General features: G+C 67.2%; 20 protein-coding genes and 1 riboswitch. Of the genes, 19 read left to right on the plus strand and 1 reads right to left on the minus strand.

The annotated features are described in order from the left end of the window. Window positions 1-64 precede the first annotated feature (64 nt). The 19 genes from JF52_RS0112520 to argH all read left to right on the plus strand — a co-directional run bounded on the left by JF52_RS0112520 (window position 65) and on the right by argH (window position 21,410). Entirely contained in the window at window positions 65-877 is an 813-nt protein-coding gene (locus JF52_RS0112520; protein ID WP_033106888.1) for a TrmH family RNA methyltransferase, read from the plus strand. Between the two features lie 103 nt (window positions 878-980). Beyond that, window positions 981-1,730 carry an amino acid ABC transporter ATP-binding protein gene (locus JF52_RS0112525; protein ID WP_033106889.1) on the plus strand — a complete coding sequence of 250 codons (750 nt, stop codon included), beginning with the start codon at window positions 981-983 and terminating at the stop codon, window positions 1,728-1,730. A 35-nt stretch (window positions 1,731-1,765) separates the two neighbouring features. After that, window positions 1,766-2,668, plus strand: coding sequence for a glutamate ABC transporter substrate-binding protein (locus tag JF52_RS0112530; protein WP_033106890.1), 903 nt, complete (start codon window positions 1,766-1,768; stop codon window positions 2,666-2,668). Window positions 2,669-2,727: 59 nt separating this feature from the next. After that, complete coding sequence (locus JF52_RS0112535; RefSeq protein WP_033106891.1) at window positions 2,728-3,375, plus strand: amino acid ABC transporter permease; 648 nt, start codon at window positions 2,728-2,730, stop codon at window positions 3,373-3,375. Further along, window positions 3,372-4,292, plus strand: coding sequence for an amino acid ABC transporter permease (locus tag JF52_RS0112540; protein ID WP_033106985.1), 921 nt, complete (start codon window positions 3,372-3,374; stop codon window positions 4,290-4,292). The genes JF52_RS0112535 and JF52_RS0112540 overlap by 4 nt, the downstream gene beginning before the upstream one ends. 37 nt (window positions 4,293-4,329) lie before the next feature. Continuing rightward, a complete protein-coding gene (pheS, locus tag JF52_RS0112545) occupies window positions 4,330-5,370 on the plus strand; it encodes a phenylalanine--tRNA ligase subunit alpha (protein ID WP_033106892.1) in 1,041 nt (346 codons plus the stop codon). Continuing rightward, window positions 5,370-7,904: a phenylalanine--tRNA ligase subunit beta gene (gene pheT / locus JF52_RS0112550; RefSeq protein WP_033106893.1), complete on the plus strand. Its 2,535-nt coding sequence runs from the start codon at window positions 5,370-5,372 to the stop codon at window positions 7,902-7,904. Before pheS ends, pheT begins: the two co-directional genes overlap by 1 nt. Before the next feature lie 133 nt (window positions 7,905-8,037). Then, window positions 8,038-9,294: an HNH endonuclease signature motif containing protein gene (locus JF52_RS0112555; RefSeq protein WP_033106894.1), complete on the plus strand. Its 1,257-nt coding sequence runs from the start codon at window positions 8,038-8,040 to the stop codon at window positions 9,292-9,294. Window positions 9,295-9,443: 149 nt separating this feature from the next. After that, window positions 9,444-9,554: a pyridoxine 5'-phosphate oxidase C-terminal domain-containing protein gene (locus JF52_RS17835; RefSeq protein WP_234001197.1), complete on the plus strand. Its 111-nt coding sequence runs from the start codon at window positions 9,444-9,446 to the stop codon at window positions 9,552-9,554. Between the two features lie 31 nt (window positions 9,555-9,585). Then, window positions 9,586-10,011, plus strand: a complete 426-nt coding sequence (locus JF52_RS17645) for a cupin domain-containing protein (protein WP_052167015.1) — start codon at window positions 9,586-9,588, stop codon at window positions 10,009-10,011. Between the two features lie 26 nt (window positions 10,012-10,037). Next, a riboswitch (TPP riboswitch) is annotated at window positions 10,038-10,132 on the plus strand. Next, on the plus strand, window positions 10,124-10,993 hold the full coding sequence (gene thiM / locus JF52_RS0112565; RefSeq protein ID WP_033106987.1) for a hydroxyethylthiazole kinase: 870 nt from the start codon (window positions 10,124-10,126) through the stop codon (window positions 10,991-10,993). It overlaps the preceding riboswitch by 9 nt. Further along, a complete protein-coding gene (locus tag JF52_RS0112570; RefSeq protein ID WP_084595838.1) occupies window positions 10,990-13,203 on the plus strand; it encodes a bifunctional hydroxymethylpyrimidine kinase/phosphomethylpyrimidine kinase in 2,214 nt (737 codons plus the stop codon). Before thiM ends, JF52_RS0112570 begins: the two co-directional genes overlap by 4 nt. A gap of 371 nt (window positions 13,204-13,574) precedes the next feature. Beyond that, window positions 13,575-14,618 carry an N-acetyl-gamma-glutamyl-phosphate reductase gene (argC, locus tag JF52_RS0112575; protein WP_033106895.1) on the plus strand — a complete coding sequence of 348 codons (1,044 nt, stop codon included), beginning with the start codon at window positions 13,575-13,577 and terminating at the stop codon, window positions 14,616-14,618. Then, on the plus strand, window positions 14,615-15,772 hold the full coding sequence (gene argJ, locus JF52_RS0112580) for a bifunctional glutamate N-acetyltransferase/amino-acid acetyltransferase ArgJ (protein ID WP_033106896.1): 1,158 nt from the start codon (window positions 14,615-14,617) through the stop codon (window positions 15,770-15,772). Before argC ends, argJ begins: the two co-directional genes overlap by 4 nt. Then, on the plus strand, window positions 15,769-16,686 hold the full coding sequence (gene argB / locus JF52_RS0112585; RefSeq protein ID WP_033106897.1) for an acetylglutamate kinase: 918 nt from the start codon (window positions 15,769-15,771) through the stop codon (window positions 16,684-16,686). The genes argJ and argB overlap by 4 nt, the downstream gene beginning before the upstream one ends. Then, window positions 16,683-17,900, plus strand: a complete 1,218-nt coding sequence (locus JF52_RS0112590; protein ID WP_033106898.1) for an acetylornithine transaminase — start codon at window positions 16,683-16,685, stop codon at window positions 17,898-17,900. The genes argB and JF52_RS0112590 overlap by 4 nt, the downstream gene beginning before the upstream one ends. Beyond that, a complete protein-coding gene (gene argF / locus JF52_RS0112595; protein ID WP_033106899.1) occupies window positions 17,897-18,820 on the plus strand; it encodes an ornithine carbamoyltransferase in 924 nt (307 codons plus the stop codon). The genes JF52_RS0112590 and argF overlap by 4 nt, the downstream gene beginning before the upstream one ends. A gap of 3 nt (window positions 18,821-18,823) precedes the next feature. Next, on the plus strand, window positions 18,824-19,945 hold the full coding sequence (locus JF52_RS0112600; protein WP_052167016.1) for a heparan-alpha-glucosaminide N-acetyltransferase domain-containing protein: 1,122 nt from the start codon (window positions 18,824-18,826) through the stop codon (window positions 19,943-19,945). A gap of 34 nt (window positions 19,946-19,979) precedes the next feature. Further along, complete coding sequence (gene argH, locus JF52_RS0112605) at window positions 19,980-21,410, plus strand: argininosuccinate lyase (RefSeq protein WP_033106900.1); 1,431 nt, start codon at window positions 19,980-19,982, stop codon at window positions 21,408-21,410. A gap of 9 nt (window positions 21,411-21,419) precedes the next feature. On the opposite strand, the gene JF52_RS0112610 is transcribed toward argH, so the two are convergent. Continuing rightward, on the minus strand, window positions 21,420-21,992 hold the full coding sequence (locus JF52_RS0112610) for a DUF1349 domain-containing protein (RefSeq protein WP_084595849.1): 573 nt from the start codon (window positions 21,990-21,992) through the stop codon (window positions 21,420-21,422). Window positions 21,993-22,024: the final 32 nt, after the last annotated feature.

The following is a 22,024-nucleotide window of genomic DNA, read 5'->3' on the forward strand; positions in this document are numbered from 1 at the left end:
CTGCGCGCAGGCTCGACGCCGGGATGTGTGCGCGGGCCGCGCTGGTGTCTCTAGACTGGGGATCGTGCTGGAGAATCCCCGGTCCCCGCGTGTCCGAGCCGTCGCGAAGCTGACGAAGCGCAGCGCGCGTACCGAGACGGGGCTCTTTCTGCTCGAGGGGCCTCAGGCCGTTCGAGAGGCCCTCGCGTACCGTCCCGAGGCGATCGTCGAATTGTTCGCGACGCCGAACGGGTGGGAGAAGCATCCCGATCTGCGTGCCGCGAGTGCCGCGAACGCCGTCAAGGTCGAGCATGTCACCGAGTACGTGCTCAACGCCATGGCCGACACGGTCACGCCGCAGGGGCTCGTCGCCGTGGTGCGACAGACCCCGACGTCGCTGCGCGACATCTTCGCAGCATCCCCTCGCCTGATCGCGATCTGCGAGGAGGTGCGTGATCCGGGCAATCTCGGCACGATCATCCGTGCCGCGGATGCGGCCGGCGCCGACGCAGTGATCCTCACAGGTCGAACGGTCGATCCTCATAACCCCAAGGTCGTTCGAGCGACGACCGGCTCGCTGTTCCACCTGCCCATATCTGTCGGCGGAGACCTTGAGGACGTGGTCGAACGCGCCCACGCTGCGGGCATCACCGTGCTCGCCGCGGACGTGAAGGGCGATGATCTGCTGCAGGCGCGAGCGGACGGCATTCTTGCGCAACCCACGGCCTGGTTGTTCGGCAATGAGGCCTGGGGGCTCGAGGACTCAGCTCTCGCACTGGCCGATCACGTGCTCAAGCTGCCGATCTTCGGTCGCGCCGAGTCGCTCAATCTCGCCACGGCTGCGAGCGTATGTCTCTACGAAAGTGCCTTCACGCAGCGAGCAGCAGACGGCCGCTGACCGTCGGATCCTGTCTTCCGCCCTGTTACCGGTCGGTTACAACTCGATAACCCGCCGACGCGGATGCTGGTTCCCGTCCGCATGCACTCACTAGTGTGGGGTCATGACCGAGACTGGTACACCCCTCGTCGTGGTGGAGAACGTTCAGAAACACTACGGCGATTTCCAGGCGCTGACCGATATCGACCTCACCGTGAACAAGGGCGAGGTGGTCGTGGTGATCGGGCCGTCCGGGTCCGGCAAGTCGACACTGTGCCGCACGATCAATCGTCTGGAGACGATCACGAGCGGCAGGATCTCGATCGATGGCGAGCCGCTTCCCGCCGAGGGCAAGGGACTGGCCAAGCTCCGTGCCGACGTCGGCATGGTGTTCCAATCCTTCAACCTGTTCGCCCATCTGACGATCCTCGAGAACGTGACCCTCGGGCCGATCAAGGTGCGCGGCCTCAAGAAGGCGGATGCCGACAAGGAGGGCATGGCCCTTCTCGAACGCGTCGGGGTCGCCCAGCAGGCATCCAAGCTTCCTGCCCAGCTCTCCGGAGGTCAGCAGCAGCGTGTCGCGATCGCTCGTGCTCTCGCGATGCGTCCGAAGGTGATGCTCTTCGACGAGCCCACCAGCGCCCTGGACCCCGAGATGATCAACGAAGTGCTCGATGTCATGGTCGGACTCGCGAAGGACGGCATGACGATGATCGTCGTCACCCATGAGATGGGCTTCGCGCGCAAGGCCGCGAACCGCGTCGTCTTCATGGCGGACGGGAAGATCGTCGAAGAGGCGACGCCGGAGGAGTTCTTCACGAAGCCGAAGAGCGATCGCGCCAAGGATTTCCTCTCGAAGCTCCTCACACACTGACCTTTTTTGTACACACAGCACACAAGGAGACGAAAATGCGACGCACACGGACACTGGCAGGGATCGGGATCGCGGCGGTTGCGCTGCTCGCCCTGACCGCCTGCAACAGCGGCAGCCCGGCGACACCCGGTGACGACACCGGTGGCGAAGCGGAAGAGCCCTCGACCTGGTTCGAGGTCGCCTCCGACGTCTCGCTCGAGGGCAGCCCGACGTTCGACGCCATGACCGAACGTGACGGCGTGGTCGTCGGAGTCAAGGAAGACCAGCCGGGCCTCGGCTACCTCGACGTCACGACGGGGGAGCGCACCGGCTTCGACATCGACATCGCACGGTGGATCGCGGCATCCCTCGGCTTCGACGAGGACAAGATCGAGTTCAAGCCGATCGCGTCCGCGAACCGTGAGCAGGCGATCACCAACGGTGACATCGACTACTACGTCGGCACCTACTCGATCACCGACAAGCGCAAGGAGCAGATCAGCTTCGCAGGCCCGTATTTCATCACCGGGCAGGGGCTGCTCGTCACAAGCGACAGCGACATCACCAGCGAAGCAGATCTCACTGCTGACACCACGGTGTGCTCCGCGACCGGGTCCACCCCGATTCAGAACATCCGCGACAACTACCCGGACGTTCCGACTCGCGAGTTCGACCTGTACTCCGCGTGCGTCGAGGCTCTCCTGAACGGTGAGGTCCAGGCCGTCACCACCGACCAGGCGATCCTGATCGGCTATGCCGCGGCAGACCCCGACAATCTCAAGGTCGTCGGAGAGCCCTTCACCGAGGAGCGCTACGGCGTCGGTCTCACCAAGGGAGACGAAGCTCTGCAGGAGCACATCAACACCCTCTTCACCGATGGCGGCGACATCTGGCAGGCGATCTTCGACGCGAACCTCGGTTCGTCCGGGATCACCGTCGAACAGCCCGCAGTCGACTGACTGACTCGGGGGCGGTCCAGTAGGGCCGCCCCCTCTCAATCTTCAGAAGGGGAGGCGGCGTGGACGTCATCTTCGGGAACCTCGACCTATGGGGAGAGGCGATCAGCAACACGCTGCTGATTTTCTTTGGCGGAGGCGTACTCGCCCTCGTGATCGGTGTGATCATCGGGGCTGCGCGTGTATCTCCGGTCCCGATCGCACGCGGAGTGGGGACGCTCTACGTCAACCTCGTCAGGAACACCCCGCTTACGCTGGTCTTCTTCTTCTTCATCTTCGGATACCCGCAACTCGGCCTTCCACGACTCAGCCCCGTCATCCTCGGGATCCTGGCCATCGGCATCTACACGGCCACCTACGTCGCCGAGGTCCTGCGGGCCGGCATCAACACGGTCCCGGTCGGTCAAGCCGAAGCCGCGCGCGCGATCGGCCTCCCATTCGGACAGGTGATGACGCTCGTCGTCCTGCCGCAGGCGTTCCGTTCGGTGGTCCCGCCCATGGTGAGCGTGTTCATCGCACTGCTCAAGAACACGACGGTCGCTGCCGGATTCTCGGTTCTCGAGCTCGGCGCGATCCGCTCCTATCTCAGCGAGCGCGGTGAGAACGCCCTCGTGGTCCTTCTCTGGGTCGCCGTGATCTTCGTCGCCCTCGTCATGCTGCTCAGCTGGCTGCAGCGATATCTCGAGAACAAATGGAGGATCGCGCGATGACTTCCGTCCTTTTTGACGTCCCCGGGCCCAAGGCCGTTCTCCGCAATCGCCTGATCGGAGTCCTCACGGTCGCCGTGGTTCTCGCCGTCATCGCGTTCATCGGCTACCGGTTCTGGGAGTCCGGCCAGTTCGACGCATCGCGCTGGTACATCTTCACCTTCTCCGCGGTATGGGGCCAGATTCTCGAGGCGCTCGGCAACACGCTCGCCGCGTTCGCGCTGGCCGCGGTGCTGAGTCTCGTGCTCGGCTTCGTGCTGGCGATCGGCCGCATGTCCGAACATGCCTGGGTGCGGATCCCTGTGACCGTGATCACCGAGTTCTTCCGTGCCGTCCCTGTCCTCGTCTTCATGATGCTGCTGTACTACGGCCTCCCCACCCTCGGGGTGAAGATGGATCCCTACTGGGCGGTCGTTCTCGCGCTCATGATGTACAACGGCTCCGTGCTCGCCGAGGTGTTGCGTGCCGGTGTCGAGTCACTGCCTCGAGGGCAGAAAGAGGCCGGCTACGCCATCGGGCTGCGCAAGGCAGGGGTCATGCAACTGATTCTGCTGCCGCAGGCGATCAGAGCCATGCTCCCCGTGATCGTCGCTCAGCTCGTGGTGACGATGAAGGACACCGCGCTCGGATTCATCATCACCTACCCCGAGCTGCTGTACTACGCGAAACTGCTCAGCTCGCAGCAGGGACGACCGATCCTGCAGTCGGCGTTCATCATCGGCGGCATCTACATCGTGATGTGTCTCATCCTGTCCGGCATCGCGAAGTACCTCGAGATCCGCACCCGCCACTCGCCGAAGCTGCAGGCGCTCGCCGCTGACAATGCGGCGGTGATGCACGAGGGCACTGACACCGAGATCATCGTGGCGCAGAAGGGCGCCGGAAAGTTCGACGGGACGAGCACGGGGCCCGGAGCCTGACGGGAGAGGGAGCCGCGCGCCGGTAGACTCGTGTCTCGTGTCAGACGCTCCAGAAATCACGCCCGAGGCGGTGGAATCCGCCGTCGCCGCCGCGCTCGAGGCGATCGGTGCCGCTGCCGATACCGCAGAGCTGAAAGCCGCGCGAACCGCGCACGTCGCCGAAGGATCGCCGCTGGCAGTCCTGAACGCGTCGATGCGCCAGGTCGCGCCCGAGCACAAGGCCGCATTCGGCAAGCTCGTCGGACAGGGCCGCGGCCAGGTCACCAAGGCACTCGCCGCGCGTGAGGCCGAGCTCGCCGAGGCCGAGACCGCAGCGCGACTCGAGGCTGAGCGTGTCGACATCACGGCCGTGTCCTCTCGTACGCGCGTCGGTGCTCGGCATCCGCTCTCGCAGCTCCAGGACGACGTCTCCGACATCTTCGTCGGCATGGGGTGGGAGATCGCCGAAGGCCCTGAACTCGAGCACGAATGGTTCAACTTCGACGCGCTGAACTTCGACGTCGATCACCCCGCGCGTCAGATGCAGGACACATTCTTCGTCGATCCCGTCGATCGCCACCTGGTCATGCGCACGCACACGAGTCCCGTGCAGGTGCGCTCGATGCTCGACCGCGACGTGCCGATCTATGTGCTGTGCCCAGGGCGCGTGTACCGAACTGACGAGTTCGACGCCACGCACCTGCCGGTGTTCACCCAGTTCGAGGGCCTCGTCGTCGACAAGGGCATCACGATGGCGCACCTCAAAGGCACCCTCGACCACTTCGCGAAGCTCCTCTTCGGCCCCGAGGCCAAGACGCGCTTCCGTACCAACTACTTCCCATTCACCGAGCCTTCAGCCGAACTCGACCTGTGGCACCCGACCTTCAAGGGCGGCGCGCGTTGGATCGAGTGGGGCGGATGCGGCATGATCAACCCGAACGTGCTGCGCGCGGCGGGCATCGATCCCGACGTGTACAGCGGCTTCGCCTTCGGGATGGGAATCGAGCGCGGGCTGATGTTCCGCAGCGACGTGCAGGACATGCGCGACATGGCAGAGGGCGATGTGCGCTTCAGTGAGCAGTTCGGGATGGTGGTGTGATGCGCGTCCCGCTTTCGTGGTTGCGTGAGTACGTCGATGTGGCGCCGGATGCCACGGCAGAGGACATCCTCGAGTCGTTGGTGACCGTCGGTTTCGAAGAAGAGGAGATCCACCGCTTCGAGATCTCCGGTCCTGTCGTCGTCGGGCAGGTGCTGTCCTTCGAGGCCGAACCGCAGTCCAACGGCAAGACGATCCGCTGGTGCCAGGTCGATGTCGGCACTTCGACAGGGTCAGGGACCGAGATCGCCGCCAGCGGCGATCGAGACATTCGAGGCATCGTCTGCGGCGCGAGCAACTTCGCCGTCGGAGACAAGGTCGTGGTGACGCTGCCGGGTGCTGTGCTGCCAGGCCCGTTCCCGATCGCCGCGCGCAAGACCTATGGTCATGTGTCCGACGGCATGATCGCGTCGGCGCGTGAGCTCGGCCTGGGCGATGAGCACGACGGCATCCTGATCCTGTCCTCGCTCGGCATCGACGCGCCGGTCGGTGCGGATGCGATCGCCCTGCTGGGCCTTGATGACGTCGCCGTCGAGATCAACGTCACCCCCGACCGCGGGTATGCCTTCTCGATCCGCGGCGTGGCCCGCGAGTACGCGCACGCTACCGGCGCAGACTTCCGCGACCCTGCGGAGCACGAGTGGTCGGAGGTGGAACCCGGTACCGGATTCCCGATCACCGTCGATGCGGAGCCGTTGCGCGAGAATCCTGCCGTGCAGGAATTCGTCGTGCGCGTCGTGCGCGATGTCGACCCCTCCCGTCCGACGCCGCCGTGGATGGTCGCGCGGCTTTCGCTCGCCGGCATCCGCTCGCTGGGCGTGCTCATCGACATCACCAACTACGTGATGCTCGAGTTGGGCAACCCGATCCACGGGTACGACCTCGACAAGCTCTCCGGCGGCATCACGGTTCGTCGCGCACAGCACGGCGAGAAGATGAAGACGCTCGACGGTCAGGAGCGCACGCTCCACGTCGAAGATCTGCTCATCACCGATGACTCCGGTCCGATCGGCCTCGCCGGCGTCATGGGTGGCGGCACGACAGAGATGGGCGATGAGACGCGCAACGTGCTCATCGAGGCCGCGATCTTCGATCCGATCTCGATCGCCCGCAGCGCGCGTCGGCACAAGCTGCCCAGCGAGGCATCCAAGCGTTTCGAGCGCGGGGTCGACCCGCTGGTGCCGTTCGCCGCAGCGCGACGTGTGGCAGACCTCATGGTCGAGCTCGCAGGCGGCCTTATCGACGAGGTGGGCGGAGCACTGTTCTCCGACGTCGAGATCGCAGGCATCGCGCTGTCCGCCGAGTTCGTCCCCGGTCTCATCGGTGTCGACTACACGGATCAGGAGATCGTCGACGCGCTCGAGACGATCGGCGCGGAGGTCACCGAGACCTCGAACGGCTGGCAGGTCATCCCGCCGAGCTGGCGTCCCGATCTCACCGACAAGTGGACGCTGGCGGAGGAGGTCGCCCGTATCCACGGGCTGGACCGCATCCCTTCCGTGCTGCCGACGCCGCCATCCGGGCGCGGGCTCACCGCGCTGCAGCAGGGGCGCCGTCGCGTCGCGAACGCGCTGGCCGCTGCCGGGCTCGTCGAGACGCCCGCCTTCCCGTTCACCACCGAGGCGCATAACGATCTGCACGGTTCGGCGTCGGGGGAGCACCTTCCGAGCATCAAGCTCGCGAATCCGCTCGACGGGCAGGCGCCGTTCCTGCGCCGCTCGCTGATCCCCGGTCTGCTGCAGATCGCGCACCGCAACATCGCGCGCGGACTCACCGACCTCGCGATCTTCGAGACCGGAGCCGTGTTCCTGCCGGAACCGGGCGTCGTGTACGGCACGGATGAGGTGCCGCCGCTGGGTCAGCGACCCTCGGACGAGACTCTCGCCGAGCTCAACGCCTCGATCCCGCCGCAGCACCGCCATGTCGCCGCGCTCTTCACCGGCAACGCGACGGTCCGCCAGCCCGGACGCGCAGCGGAGGCCGTAGGGCTGACGGATGCTCTGGATGCTGTGCGCGTCATCGCGGTCGCATCCGGAGTCGAGATCGTCGTGGCGCAGGGACAGCGCGCGGCGCTGCACCCTGGACGCACCGGAGTGCTGAGCGTCGATGGCGTCGAGGTCGGCTACGTCGGCGAACTGCACCCGGATGTCGCAGCCGACGCTGATCTGCCCGGTCGCGCTGTGGTGCTGGAGCTCGATCTGGACGGCGTCCTGTCGCTGGCGGGAAACCGCGTCGTCGCCGCGTCGCTGTCGACGTACCCGGCCGCGACGCAGGATGTGTCGTTGGTCGTTCCAGACTCGGTGACGGCGGACGAGCTGCGCGCTGCTCTCGTCGAAGGTGCCGGCGAACTGCTGGAGTCGCTGCGACTGGTCGACGACTACCGCGGTGAGGGCATCACTGAGGGCGAGAAGAGCCTGACGTTCGCGCTGCGTTTTCGCGCCGAGGATCGTACGCTGACTGCGGCCGAGGCGACCGAGGCGAAGCTCGCCGGCGTGGCTGTCGCGGCTGAGCGCTTCGGGGCGACCTTGCGCGAGTAGCGTCCGAGTATCGTTCGGAACGCCGGTGTCTCTTTCGGGATGCCGGCGTTCTGTATCTGGTTCTGGATCATATCTTCGATAAAACTACGAGAAAGCTCTTGTAAGGATCGAATGTATCAACTAAACTGAACACATGGAACCTTGGTTCGACGATGTGGATGACCGGCCTCGTGATGCCGCGTTCTTCGTGGAGTCTGCGTTGGATGATCTGCAGTGTGCGGATGTCGATCTGAATCGGTATGAGGCGCGGCGGTCGGTGAGGATTGCGGATGCTGTCGCGTTGGCGCGTCGCAATCCCGAGGTGTATGTGCACCACACGACGGATAAGGATGCCGTGGATCAGGCGGTGCGTGCGGCGGTGTTCGATATCGCGTTGCGGCTGCGGTGCTCGGAGGAGTACGTGCGTGGTGTGCTGTTCACGGCAGAGCAGGCGATGGCGCATCTTCCGTTGCTGTGGCAGCAGGCCAGGGACGGGTTCGTGTCGATGTATCTCGTCGGTCGCACCGTCGGCGCTCTGGCACGGGTGCGGGCCGATTTCGGTGCATCGGAGGAAGAGCTCGATCTCGAGCGTGAGGCGATGCGGTTGATCGATCAGGCGGCGTCGGAGTGGGCGCTGTCGTGTCCGCCGGCGGCCTTCGCTCGCCGGTTGCGCACTCTGGTCGATCGGCTCGACCCGGTCGGCGCGGCCGAGCGTCACGGCCGGAAGGTGCGCGAGCGTCGTGTGGTCGTCCACGAGGATGAGGACGGCATGAGCTGGTTCATGGCGTACATCCCGACGATCGAGGCGATCGCCGCGAAACGCCGGTTGACGTCCGCGGCCAAGCATCTGCAGAAGCATCCGGACGAGTGCCGTACGCGTGATCAGATCCGCGCCGACCTGTGCTCCGAGTGGTTGCGCGGTATCGGTACCGACAAGGCAGTCAAGACGAAGATCTTCGTCACCATCCCCATCGAACTCCTTGCGGCCGATCTCGTCGGTCACGGCCCGATCGACCCGCTCACCGCGAAGCAACTGTTCCTCGACGCGAAGGCCTTCCGCCGGGTGATCATCGACCCCATCCGCAGCGTCGTCATCGACATGGACCGCCGCTCCCGCCGCGCCACTCAAGCCCAGCGCGAATGGCTCATCCTCCAACACGGCACCTGCGCCAGAGACGGCTGCAACCGCCTCGCCCAAGACGCCGACATCGACCACAAGACCCCATGGGCGAGCGGCGGCAAGACCGACATCAACGAGCTCCGGCCGCTGTGTCCCCGCGACCACGTGCATCGACATCTCACGCGAGCGATCTACCGCAGCCGGCCGGACAATTCAGTCCAGGTCATCACACCGACCGGGCATGAAAGCAAGCCGACACCTCACGCACCCGTCACCGCACCACCGTTCTGAACCCCGCTGAGCGCGCTGGCCGGTTCACTCGCGTGTCCGTCGACGTCGCTCTTCATGGCCAGACAGGATGAGAGCATGGCCTCCGAATCGGTATCCACCTGGCTGCACGCTCGGCCTCTGCTCGCGAGGGCATCGCACCGGGGGACTGGGTGTTGTGGCGCCTCATCCCGACGAGGGTCGAATTCTGGTGCGGGGCGGTCGATCGTCGGCACACCCGGATCGTGACTTTCGCGAGGGCGAGAACTGGTCGCACACGGTGACCGACGGCGAAGCGGACGGAGCGAGTACGGCATGAGCGACTACCAGGTGACACAGATCGGTGCACCGGGCTCGGTGGTCCGCGTCGGTCAGAACGTCTGGCGCACGTGGCGTGCTCGTCCGGACAGCGCCGAGCAACTGCGCTGGCTGTGCATCAGGGCGGGCGGCGAGCAGCCAGAGACCTCGGCATCGGACCGTTCCTGCGTCCCGGAAGCCAGATCGATTGGCGTTGCCGCAAGCCGAACTGGCAGACGGGGGGATGCGTCGAACATCGCGCCGATGCGCGTCGTGCGCGACGATGAGCGGGGACTGGTGGCATGGTTGGCGGCCGGCACGCCCTGGTCGGTCTGGCTGTTCTGGAGTGAGGCTTCCGGTGCGGACTGGGCGTTCGCAGGCTGGTGCGTGAACCTCGAGAACGCGGAGTGGTCGATCCCGCAACTCTCCGACCTGCCGCGCTGACTCTCTCGCACCATCGCTAGACTTCGAGCAGTGACACGGGGTGCCGCGCCGAGCGGCTGAGAACACACCCGTCGAACCTGATCTAGTTCGTACTAGCGAAGGGATGTCGCCCATGAGCGATCTTCTGTGCCCACCGTCCGCCCTCCCCGTAGTCGCCGACGCGATGCGACTGCTCGAGCTGGTGCGTGAGGCACCACCGCTCACCCATTGCATCACCAACGCCGTCGTCACCGGCTTCACCGCCAACGTTCTGCTCGCCGTCGGCGCGGCACCGGCGATGGTCGACATCGTCGGCGAATCCGAGCTCTTCGCCGGCATCGCGACCGGTGTGCTCATCAACCTCGGCACCCCCACACCTGAGCAGCGTGCTGCCGGCCTCGAGGCAGCCGCAGGCGCGACTGCCGCGGGAACACCGTGGGTGCTCGATCCGGTGGCGATCGGCGCACTGCCGGTGCGCACCGCGCACGCGCAGAGCCTGGTCGAGCAGCGCCCGACGGCGATCAGGGGGAACGCGTCAGAGATCCTGGCACTCGCGGGCCTGAGCGCGGGCGGTCGCGGAGTGGACGCGACGGATTCGCCGGATGCCGCGGCAGAAGCTGCCCTTCTGCTCGCGACCCGCTACGGCAGCGTCGTCGCTGTGTCGGGTCCGGTCGACCTCATCACCGACGGGGAGCGCACATACCGCGTCGCGAACGGCGACGAGCTGCTCACCCGCGTCACCGGCGGCGGCTGTGCGCTCGGCGCGGTCATGGCCGCGTTCCTGGGCGCAGCGCACGGGAGTCGGATCTCGCCGCTCACCGCCGTCACAGCGGCGACCCTGTTTTACACGGTCGCCGCAGAGCGCGCCGCTGCGCGATCCACAGGGCCCGGCAGTTTCGCGGTCGCGTTCCTCGATGAACTCGCAGCCACGACACCCGCAGACCTCTCAGGTGCCGCGCGCGTCGCAGATGCCGGTGCGCACGTGACCGAGGTCGCCTCATGATCGATCTGTCGCTGTACCTCGTCACGGACCCCGTGCTGTGCGGCGAGCGAGGAGTCGTCGAGGTCGTTCGCGAAGCAGTCGCCGGGGGCGTGAGCATCGTCCAGCTGCGCGACAAGACCGCGACCGACGCGCAGATCGTCGAACAGCTCATCGAGCTGTCCGATGTCATCGCCGGGCGAGCAGCGCTCGTCGTGAACGACCGGTTGGATGCGGCACTCGACGCACGTGCTCGAGGCGCCCGCGTCGACGGCGTCCACCTGGGTCAGTCCGACGTCTCGGTCCAACGCGCGAGGGAACTGCTCGGACCCGCTGCGATCATCGGCCTGACCGCGAACACCGCAGCGCACCTCGACGCCGTGCGCGCACTTCCTGCAGGAACGATCGACCATCTCGGCGTGGGAGTGATCCGGCCGACCAGCACCAAGCCCGATCACCCGGAGACTCTGGGGATCGAGGGGTTCCGCGCATTCGCAGAGCGCAGCGAGTTCCCCTGCGTCGCCATCGGCGGTGTCGGGATCGATGACGTCGACGCACTCCGCGACGCCGGAGCAGCAGGGCTCGCTGTGGTCTCCGCCCTCTGCGCTGCGGATGATCCGAGAGCGGCGGCGCGTGCGTTCCGCCGCCGCTGGAGGGGTGCGGCATCCATTCCCCGTGTCCTCAGCATCGCGGGAAGCGACCCGTCCGGCGGTGCGGGCATCCAGGCCGACCTGAAGTCCATCGGCGCGAACGGCGGCTACGGGATGGCCGCGATCACGGCGCTCACTGTGCAGAACACGCAAGAGGTCCTGGCGGTGCATGTGCCTCCCGCCGACTTCCTGCGTGAACAGCTCGACGCACTGGCCGACGACATCGACATCGATGCCGTGAAGATCGGGATGCTCGCGGATGCGGAAGTAATCCGCACCGTCATCGCCTGGCTCGACGACGTACACCCGCCGATCGTCGTCGTCGATCCGGTGATGGTCGCGACGAGCGGAGACCGCCTGCTCGAGGCGGACGCCGAGGAAGCCTTGCGCGATCTGCTCATGCGCGCCGACCTGGTCACTCCCAACCTCCTCGAACTCGCCGTGCTGGCGGGCGCGACGGTCGCAGCCGACTGGTCGGCAGCGATCGTGGACGCGGAGCGTCTGTCCGCCGACCTCGGCGCGGCCGTGCTCGTCAAGGGAGGCCATCTCGGCGGCGATCAATCGCCCGATGCGTTCGTGGACGCGGCGACGGCCACCGTTCAGGAGTTCGCCGGCATGCGGATAGACACGGATGCGACGCACGGCACAGGCTGCTCGCTGTCGTCCGCCCTCGCCACTCAGCGCGCGTTGGGGAAGGAGTGGCCCGAGGCTGTGACCGCGGCACGGGAGTGGCTGCGGGAGTCCTTGCGCGCCGGTACGGCGCTGCAGGTCGGCCTCGGCCACGGTCCGATCGATCATTTCGCCGGGCTCCGCGCACGCGGCGGCCTCGACACCTCTCCCACGAGCGACGAGGTCGTGACGCAGTGGTGGGAGCACATCGCATCGACCCGCGCGGGTATCGACGAACTGCCGTTCATCCGCGCGCTTGCCGACGGAACGCTCGACCGGGGTGCGTTCATCCACTACCTCGCGCAGGATGCCCTCTACCTCAGCGGGTACGCACGTGTGCTCGCTGACGCGGCACGGCTCGCTCCGACAGCGGCGGAGCAGGCGTTCTGGGCGAACTCCGCGCACGGCTCGATCGTCGGGGAACTGGAGCTGCACGCGCAGTGGCTCACACCGGGTGGCGGCGTCAGCGATGAAACCTTCTCGGCGGCGCCGTCCACCACGACGACCGCGTACCTGGACCACCTCCGATCCACGGCGTACGCCGGCGACTACGCGCAGCTGATCGCCGCGCTGCTGCCGTGCTTCTGGCTGTACACCGATCTCGGAACGCGGCTGGGTGACGGCCGTTTCGGCGAGTACGCTCGGTCGCCGGCGCATCCGTATGCGTCGTGGTTGCACACGTATGCGGACGAGTCGTTCGCCGAGGCCACGCGGCAGGCGATCGAGTACGTCGCGTCAGCGGCGGCGGCATCCGATGCTGCCGGCCGAGGGCGGATGCTGCGTGCGTTCGAAGCCTCCGCACAGCACGAGCTCGCCTTCTTCGCGGAACCGCTCGAGCATGACCGATCGAGCATCATCCGACGCGCATCCGCTTTGAGCAGATCATCGTCCGCACGGGAGCCGAAGATGGCGTGATGGGCACATGACTGACGTGCTCATTCTCGGCGGGACGGCGTGGGTGTCCGGCCTGCACGGCGAGAGCACCCAGTCTCGTTCCTGATCGAGGCGCTGTAGCGACCGGTCGATTTGCGCATCGCACCGCCACGACGCTACTGTCACCACATGCCTTCGGCTGCATCCGCCTCTTCGACGCTCGCCCCGAGCGTCACCGTGGTGCGCCGACGCCGTAGCCGCCGGTCTCTGAACCTGACGAGCGGCCGCCGACTCTAGGCGACCCCGTGCTCCCCGAACGTCGAATGCCGACGAGAGGGTCGAGCACCGGTGTCGCCGCCTCTGCCCTTCGACAAGCTCAGGGACCGAGAGGTCCAGACCGTTAAGGTAGAAACATGACGTATTCCGTCGCCGTCTCCGGCGCATCCGGCTATGCGGGAGGCGAGATCCTGCGCCTGCTCGCCGGCCACCCGGACATCGAGATCCGCACCGTCACCGCGCATTCCAATGCAGGCCAGCCGCTGATCCAGCACCAACCGCACCTGCGCTCGCTCGCGCACCTCACTCTGCAGGACACCACCCCCGAGATCCTCGCGGGTCACGACATCGTCTTCCTCGCGCTGCCGCACGGCCAGTCCGGTCAGTACACGGATGCTCTGGGCGAAGTCCCGCTCGTGATCGACGCGGGCGCCGACCACCGCCTTACCTCCCGCGAATCGTGGGATGCGTTCTACGGCGGCGACTTCCATGAGCCATGGGCGTACGGCGTGCCGGAACTCCCGGTCGACGACGGCAAGCAGCGCGAAGTTCTTCGCCGCGCGACGCGCATCGCCGCCCCTGGATGCAACGCCTCGACCGTGAACCTCAGCCTCGCACCCGGCGTCGCCGCGGGAGTGATCGACCCGAGCGACATCGTCGCTGTGCTGGCGGTCGGTCCGTCCGGGGCGGGCAAGAGCCTCAAGACGAATCTTCTCGCGAGCGAGATCCTCGGCAGCGCCAACCCCTACGCCGTCGGCGGCACGCATCGGCACATCCCGGAGATCCGGCAGGCGCTGCTCGCGGCGGGCGCGGACGACGTGCGCATCTCGTTCACCCCCGTCCTCGTGCCGATGGCGCGCGGCATCCTCGCCACCTCGACGGCGCCGATCGTCGACGGCGTCACAGATGCCGAGATCCGCGCGGCGTGGGAGAACGCGTACGGTGACGAGACCTTCGTGCAGCTCCTGCCAGAGGGGCAGTTCCCTCGCACCGCAGACGTCATCGGCGCGAACACCGCTCTGATCGGACTCGCCATCGATCGTGCCGCCGGTCGCGTCACGGTCGTCACCGCCGTTGACAACCTCGTCAAAGGCACGGCGGGAGCCGCCATCCAGTCCATGAACCTCGCGCTCGGACTCCCTGAGGACCGGGCGCTGTCACTGAACGGAGTCGCGCCATGAGCGTCACCGCACCGCAGGGATTCGAAGCGGCAGGCGTCGCAGCCGGCCTCAAGTCCACCGGCAAGCCCGATGTCGCCGTCGTCGTCAACCGCGGCCCGCGCAAGATCGGCGCGGCCGTCTTCACCAGCAACCGCGCGAAGGCGAACCCCATCATCTGGTCGCAACAGGTCATCCTCGACCGCACCGTCGAGGCAGTGGTCCTCAACTCGGGTGGAGCGAACTGCTTCACCGGGTCGTTCGGATTCCAGACCACGCACCAGACTGCCGAGAAGGCCGCCGAGCTGCTCGACGTCAGCGCCGGAGACATCCTGGTGTGCTCGACCGGACTGATCGGCACGGGAGACGAGGCGTTCCGCGCCAAGGTGCTCGCCGGAACGGAGCAGGCGATCAGTGAACTCGCCGCCGACGGCGGAGACGCCGCAGCGCAGGCCATCATGACCACCGACACCGTCATGAAGACCGCAGTCGTCTCACGCGACGGTTGGACGATCGGCGGCATGGCCAAAGGCGCCGGGATGCTGGCACCGGGGCTCGCGACCATGCTCGTCGTGATCACGACCGACGCCGACCTCGACGCGCTCGACGCCGACACCGCGCTGCGCCGCGCGACGGGGCAGACATTCGACCGGCTCGACTCCGACGGCTGCATGTCGACCAACGACCAGGTGACGCTCCTCGCCAACGGCGCCAGCGGCATCCGGCCCGACATCGACGACTTCGCGGCCGCGCTGACCGAGCTCAGCGATGAACTCGCGCTCAAACTGCAGGGCGACGCCGAGGGCGCGAGCCACGACATCACGATCCGCGTCACGAACGCCGCGTCCGAGCAGGAGGCTGTGGAGGTCGGCCGCTCGGTCGCCCGCAACAACCTCTTCAAGGCCGCGATCTTCGGCAACGACGCGAACTGGGGCCGCGTGCTGGCGGCGATCGGGACCACGAGCGCGCAGTTCGACCCGTACAACGTCGACGTCTGGATGAACGGCGTCCGGGTGTGCTCCGAGGGTGGCCCCGACCGGCCGAGGGAAGAGGTCGATCTCACTCCGCGCGCAACAGATCTGCTCATCGATCTGCAGGTGGGCGAGGCCGAGGCGACCATCCGCACGAACGACCTCACGCACGACTACGTGCACGAGAACAGCGCGTACGCCTCATGACCGACATCCAGGACACGCCCGCCGAGATCGCAGCGGTCAAGGCGACGACGCTGATCGAGTCGCTGCCGTGGCTGAAGAAGTTCCGTGATCAGATCGTCGTCGTCAAATACGGCGGCAACGCCATGGTGTCGGACGAACTGCAGGAGGCGTTCGCGCAGGACATCGCCTACCTCCGCTACGTCGGCGTGCAGCCGGTCGTCGTGCATGGCGGAGGGCCGCAGATCTCGAACATGCTCGATCGTCTCGCGATCCCCAGCGAGTTCAAGGGCGGCTACCGCGTCACCAACACCGAGGCGATCAGCGTGGTGCGCATGGTGCTCACCGGCCAGGTGAACCCGCAGCTCGTCGCGAAGATCAACTCGCACGGACCCATCGCGACCGGGCTGAGTGGTGAGGACGCCGGGCTGTTCGGCGGCCGACGCCGCGGCGTCGTGATCGATGGGGAGAACATCGACCTCGGACGCGTCGGCGACGTCGTCGAGGTCGACCCCACGGCCGTGCTCGATCACCTGGCAGCCGGACGCATCCCGGTGATCTCCAGCATCGCGCCCGACCTGGATCACCCGGGTCAGTCGCTCAACGTGAACGCGGATGCCGCGGCATCCGCCCTCGCGGTCGCGTTGAACGCTCGCAAACTCGTCGTCCTCACCGACGTGCCAGGGCTCTACGCCGACTGGCCCAACCGCGAGTCGCTCGTCTCGCACCTCACGTCCGCACAGCTCACCGAGATGCTGCCGTCGCTGGAATCGGGGATGATCCCGAAGATGCGCGCGTGCCTCGACGCCGTAGAGGGCGGAGTGGACGCGGCAGCCATCATCGACGGACGCGTGCCGCACTCGGTGCTCGTCGAACTGTTCACCAGCAAGGGAATCGGAACTGAAGTGGTACTCGGAGAATCAGGGGTGACGGCATGACCGTCTGGCAGGAAGACGCAGCACGGGATCTGGTGCTCAACGCCGGCGAGCGGTTCGCGCTGCTCACACGCGGCGAGGGCTCCTACTTCTGGGACGACCAGGGCAAGCGCCACCTCGACTTCCTCGGCGGCATCGCCGTGACCTCACTGGGGCATGCGCATCCCGTGTTCGTCGACGCGATCTCGAAGCAGGCCGCGACCCTCGCGCATGTCTCGAACTACTTCGCCACGCCTCCGCAGCTCGAGCTCGCCGCTCGACTGAAGCGTTTGGCCGGCGCCGGCATCGATGGCCGCGTGTACTTCTCGAACTCCGGAGCCGAGGCCAACGAAGCCGCCTTCAAGCTCGCCCGCCTGCACGGCGGTGCAGAGCGGCCGCGCATCATCGCGCTGGAGAACGCGTTCCACGGTCGTACCATGGGCTCCCTTGCCATGACGGCGAAGGCCGCGATGCGCGCACCGTTCGAGCCGATGCCCGGCGGCGTCGAGCACATCCCCGCCACGATCGAGGCGCTGGAAGCAGCTCTCGACGACCGCGTGGCCGCGGTCTTCGTCGAGCCCATCCAGGGTGAGGCCGGCGTCGTCGAGCTTCCGGAGGGATATCTCGCGGCTGCGCGCTCGCTCACACTGAGGCACGGCGCGCTGCTCATCGTCGATGAGATCCAGACCGGGGCAGGCCGCACCGGCTCGTGGTTCGGCTTCAACCACGAGGGCATCACTCCCGACGCGATCACTCTCGCGAAGGGCATCGGCGGGGGCTTCCCGATCGGCGCCCTCGTCACGTTCGGCGCGGCGAGCTCACTGTTCACGCCCGGATCGCACGGATCGACCTTCGGCGGCAACCCGTTGGGCACCGCCGTCGCGAACGCCGTGCTCGGCGAGATCGAGAGCGCAGGTCTGGTGGAGAACGCAGCCGCTCGCGGGGCGCAGTTGCGCACCGTGATCGAAGGCATCGGGTCACCGCTCGTCAGCGGCGTCCGCGGACGCGGACTGCTCATCGGCGTCGTTCTGACAGCTCCGGTCGCCGGCAAGGTCGTCACCGCCGCGCAGAAGCGCGGACTCATCGTGAATGCCGCGAACCCCGACACGGTGCGCATCGCGCCCGCCCTGAACATCGGCGACGCCGAGATCGAAGAATTCCAGACGCTGTTCGCCACCGCCCTCGCCGACGTGCGGGTGGAGCTGGCAGCATCCGAAACAGAAAAGGCCAACGTATGACCCGCCACCTGCTGCGCGACGACGACCTCTCTCCAGCCGAACAGGCCGAGATCCTCGATCTCGCCGTCGAGCTGAAGAAGGATCGCTGGGCCGACAAGTCGCTCGCCGGTCCGCAGACCGTCGCGGTGATATTCGACAAGTCCTCCACCCGCACGCGGGTCTCGTTCGCTGTGGGCATCGCAGACCTCGGCGGCTCGCCGCTGATCATCTCGACCGCGAACAGCCAGCTCGGCGGCAAGGAGACCCCCTCCGACACCGCGCGTGTGCTGGAGCGTCAGGTCGCGGCGATCGTCTGGCGCACGTATGCCCAGTCCGGGCTCGAAGAGATGGCGAGGGACACCCGCGTGCCGGTCATCAACGCGCTGTCCGATGACTTCCACCCCTGCCAGCTGCTCGCCGACCTGCTCACGATCCGTGAGCACAAGGGAGATCTGAAGGGGCTCACGCTGACGTTCCTCGGCGACGCGCAGAGCAACATGGCGCACTCCTACGCGCTCGCCGGTGTCACCGCGGGCATGCACGTGCGCATGGCCTCGCCGGAGTCCTACGCACCTCGCGCCGATGTCATCGAGGCAGCAGACCGCCGTGCCGCAGAGACCGGCGGATCGATCACCCTCTACACCGACCCTGTCGAGGCTGCGGCAGGTGCCGACGTCGTCGTCACCGACACCTGGGTGTCGATGGGCAAGGAGGAGGAGAAGATCGCGCGCATCCGCGACCTCGGCGGGTACAAGGTCACCGGCGAGACCATGAGTCTCGCCGACCCAGAGGCGATCTTCATCCACTGCCTGCCAGCCGACCGTGGGTACGAGGTGGACCCCGAGGTCATCGACGGCCCCCAGAGCGTCGTCTGGGATGAGGCGGAGAACCGCCTGCACGCCCAGAAGGCGCTCCTGGTCTGGCTGCTCCGCCAGAGCTGAGTCATGTCGAGTCTGCGCACGCGTTCCCCGATCCGTTGGAAGGAACGCGTGCGCGCCAACTGGCGCCGGCTGAACGGGCCGTCACGCATCGCGGGCGTCGACCTCGCCCGGGGTCTCGCGGTGGTCGGCATGTTCGCCGCGCACCTGCTGCTGACAGCCGACCGCTTCGTCTGGACCGAGCCCGCCACGTGGACGGCCGTCGTCGACGGACGATCGTCGATCCTGTTCGCCACGCTGGCCGGCGTCTCCATCGGTCTCGTCACCGGCGGAACCATGCCGTTTCCGGACGCGCGAATGACGTGGACCCGGTGGAAGCTGGTGCTGCGCGCGTTGCTGCTGCTGATTCTCGGCATCCTGCTGATCTTCACCGGGGTTCCGGTATACGTCATCCTGCCCGCCTACGCGATCCTGTTCCTGCTGGCGCTGCCGTTCACACGGCTGCGCGCGAGCACCGTGCTGTGGACAGCAGCGGGCCTCGCTGTCGTCATGCCGTTCCTGCAGCCTGTTTTCGAGGCGCTCCCGGTCTGGGAGGCTCCGTTCCGCGACGAGCTGAACGCCATGATCGGATGGCAATACCCGTTCACCGTGTGGATCGCGTTCGTGCTCGCGGGTCTCGGCGTCGCTCGAGCCGGGGTGACGCGGCTCGTGGTCCAATGGCGGATGCTGGTGGTCGGAGTCGTGCTCGCGACCGTCGGCTACCAGCTCGCCGAGCTGCCGGCACCGGCTGAGGGCACCTATTGGGAAGAGGTGTGGACCGCGGATCCGCATTCGTCCGGCGCGCTCGAGGCCGTCGGCTCCGGTGGATTCGCGATCGCCGTGCTGGCGGCCTGTCTGCTGCTGACGCGCATGGGCGTGCTGCGGATGCTGACGCTGCCGTTGCGCGCGACCGGGGCGCTGCCGCTGACGGCCTATGCCGTACAGCTGCTCGTGTGGGCTGTCGTCGCGCTGATCACGGTCGGCGACACCACGGACTACTTGGGGTTCATCGCGCTCGAACCGTTCTGGCCGATGACGATCGGCATGCTCATCGGATGCACGGCCTGGGCGCTGCTCATCGGCCGCGGCCCACTGGAATGGCTCCTCGAACGGGCGACGCGTGCGGTCGGCCCTGGTACGACGCGCTGATGGGGCCACTGTCCTGCGCCAGTAGGCTGGAATCATGAGCGACGCGAAGCACGACGGCACGAACGAGGGCGCACTCTGGGGCGCACGATTCGCAAGCGGACCGTCGCCCGAACTCGCCGAGCTCAGCCGCTCGACGCACTTCGACTGGATCCTCGCGCCGTACGACATCGCCGGATCCCACGCGCACGCCAAGGCGCTCGCCGCGGCGGGCTACCTCGAGCCGGACGAGGAGCAGCAGATGCACGCCGGACTCGACGCGATCGCGCTCCGCGTCGCCGACGGCTCCCTGCGCCCCGCACCCGGCGATGAAGACGTGCATGGCGCGCTCGAGCAGGCGCTGATCGCCGAGCTCGGCCCTGAACTCGGCGGGCGCCTGCGCGCCGGTCGCAGCCGGAACGATCAGATCGCCACTCTGGTGCGCATGTACCTGATCGATCATGCCAAGGTCATCGCCCGCGACATCCTGCGCGTCATCGACGCTCTCGTGGCACAGGCCGAGGCGCACCCGGAAGCGATCCTTCCCGGGCGTACCCACCTCCAACACGCGCAGCCGGTGCTGCTCGCGCACCACCTCCAGGCCCACGCCTGGCCGCTCGTCCGCGAGCTCGAGCGCCTCGTCGACTGGCGTGTCCGCGCCGGTGTCTCCCCGTACGGCGGGGGAGCGCTCGCCGGATCCACACTCGGCCTCGACCCCGAACTGGTCGCTCGCGAACTGGGGCTCGACCGACCGGCGGAGAACTCCCTCGACGGCACCGCCGCACGCGACGTCGTGGCCGAGTTCGCGTTCATCACGGCGATGACCGGTGTGGACATCTCACGCTTCGCCGAGGAGATCATCCTCTGGAACACTCGCGAGTTCGTCTTCGTCACCCTTCACGACAGCTGGTCGACCGGCTCGAGCATCATGCCGCAGAAGAAGAACCCCGACATCGCTGAGCTGGCGCGCGGCAAGTCCGGTCGTCTGATCGGCAACCTCTCGGGACTGCTCGCCACGCTCAAAGGCCTCCCCATCGCGTACAACCGTGACCTGCAAGAGGACAAGGAGCCGGTCTTCGACTCGGTGAACACCCTCGAGGTGCTGCTTCCCGCATTCGCAGGCATGGTGGCGACACTCACGTTCGACACCGGGCGGATGGCAGAGCTCGCCCCGCAGGGGTTCTCCCTCGCGACCGATGTCGCCGAGTGGCTCGTCAAGCGCCGGGTGCCGTTCCGCGACGCGCATGAGATCTCGGGCGCGCTCGTGAAGGCCTGCGAATCGCAGGGCATCGGCCTCGAAGACGCCTCGGACGAACTGCTCGCGCAGGTCTCACCGCACCTCACGCCAGAGGTGCGGGAGGTCCTGAGCATCGAGGGTTCCGTCGGCTCGCGCACCGGCGCCGGCGGCACGGCACCCATTCGCGTCGCAGAGCAGCGGGCCGAGTTGATCGCCCGTGCTCAGACCGCCGCGCACGCGCTCGGGCTCTGAGGCGGACGCTCAGTGCAATGCGGCGTCAGCGGCGCTGCGTTCCCAGCGTGTGAACCTCACGACGAGGTTCGCACTCGTCGGCGCCGCGAGGAACGGGCCGGCTGAGGCGAGGGCATCTCCGCCGAACGGCGCGACGCGCACCAGGCGCCACTCGCCGTCGTCCGCGCGCGCCCGCACGATCAGTGCGTCAGCCCAGCGGCTCACGCGTACCGTGATCTCCGAACCGTGCCAGTCATCGACATTGCCGACCGACCAGTCGGAGCGGATGTCGGTGACCACCGCGCCGAGCCCGAGGTGCCCATCGGCGAACTCCAGGCCCGCCTTCATCCAGTGCTCCTCGTCCGCCTGGACATACAGTCCCGCCTGATCGAACTGCCCATCCCACGGTGCGCGGAACGAGATCTCCATCGCCTCGCCGACGGCGAGGGGTGCCAGCAGGGCGTGGGCGTTCTCGTGGACGAAGCCGTACGCGGTGTGGCGCCAGGCGTCGCTTCCCTCCTGCGCGGTCACGTCGAGGTGGCTCCCGGACTCGCTGCTCTCGGCGGGGGGAGTGGTCCATGTTCCGTCGGTCCAGGCGATCATGGTCGCCACCATATCGGGCGTTGACGCCATCC

It is taken from the genome of Microbacterium profundi (genome assembly GCF_000763375.1).
GTDB lineage: Bacteria > Actinomycetota > Actinomycetes > Actinomycetales > Microbacteriaceae > Microbacterium > Microbacterium profundi.

Coding starts and splice junctions, on each gene's coding strand:
- JF52_RS0112525 (WP_033106889.1), top strand. CDS start 981: ATGACCGAGACTGGTACACCCCTCGTCGTGGTGGAGAACGTTCAGAAA.
- JF52_RS0112530 (WP_033106890.1), top strand. CDS start 1,766: ATGCGACGCACACGGACACTGGCAGGGATCGGGATCGCGGCGGTTGCG.
- JF52_RS0112540 (WP_033106985.1), top strand. CDS start 3,372: ATGACTTCCGTCCTTTTTGACGTCCCCGGGCCCAAGGCCGTTCTCCGC.
- pheT (WP_033106893.1), top strand. CDS start 5,370: ATGCGCGTCCCGCTTTCGTGGTTGCGTGAGTACGTCGATGTGGCGCCG.
- JF52_RS0112555 (WP_033106894.1), top strand. CDS start 8,038: ATGGAACCTTGGTTCGACGATGTGGATGACCGGCCTCGTGATGCCGCG.
- JF52_RS17645 (WP_052167015.1), top strand. CDS start 9,586: ATGAGCGACTACCAGGTGACACAGATCGGTGCACCGGGCTCGGTGGTC.
- thiM (WP_033106987.1), top strand. CDS start 10,124: ATGAGCGATCTTCTGTGCCCACCGTCCGCCCTCCCCGTAGTCGCCGAC.
- JF52_RS0112570 (WP_084595838.1), top strand. CDS start 10,990: ATGATCGATCTGTCGCTGTACCTCGTCACGGACCCCGTGCTGTGCGGC.
- argC (WP_033106895.1), top strand. CDS start 13,575: ATGACGTATTCCGTCGCCGTCTCCGGCGCATCCGGCTATGCGGGAGGC.
- argJ (WP_033106896.1), top strand. CDS start 14,615: ATGAGCGTCACCGCACCGCAGGGATTCGAAGCGGCAGGCGTCGCAGCC.
- argB (WP_033106897.1), top strand. CDS start 15,769: ATGACCGACATCCAGGACACGCCCGCCGAGATCGCAGCGGTCAAGGCG.
- JF52_RS0112590 (WP_033106898.1), top strand. CDS start 16,683: ATGACCGTCTGGCAGGAAGACGCAGCACGGGATCTGGTGCTCAACGCC.
- argF (WP_033106899.1), top strand. CDS start 17,897: ATGACCCGCCACCTGCTGCGCGACGACGACCTCTCTCCAGCCGAACAG.
- JF52_RS0112600 (WP_052167016.1), top strand. CDS start 18,824: ATGTCGAGTCTGCGCACGCGTTCCCCGATCCGTTGGAAGGAACGCGTG.
- argH (WP_033106900.1), top strand. CDS start 19,980: ATGAGCGACGCGAAGCACGACGGCACGAACGAGGGCGCACTCTGGGGC.
- JF52_RS0112610 (WP_084595849.1), bottom strand. CDS start 21,992: ATGATCGCCTGGACCGACGGAACATGGACCACTCCCCCCGCCGAGAGC.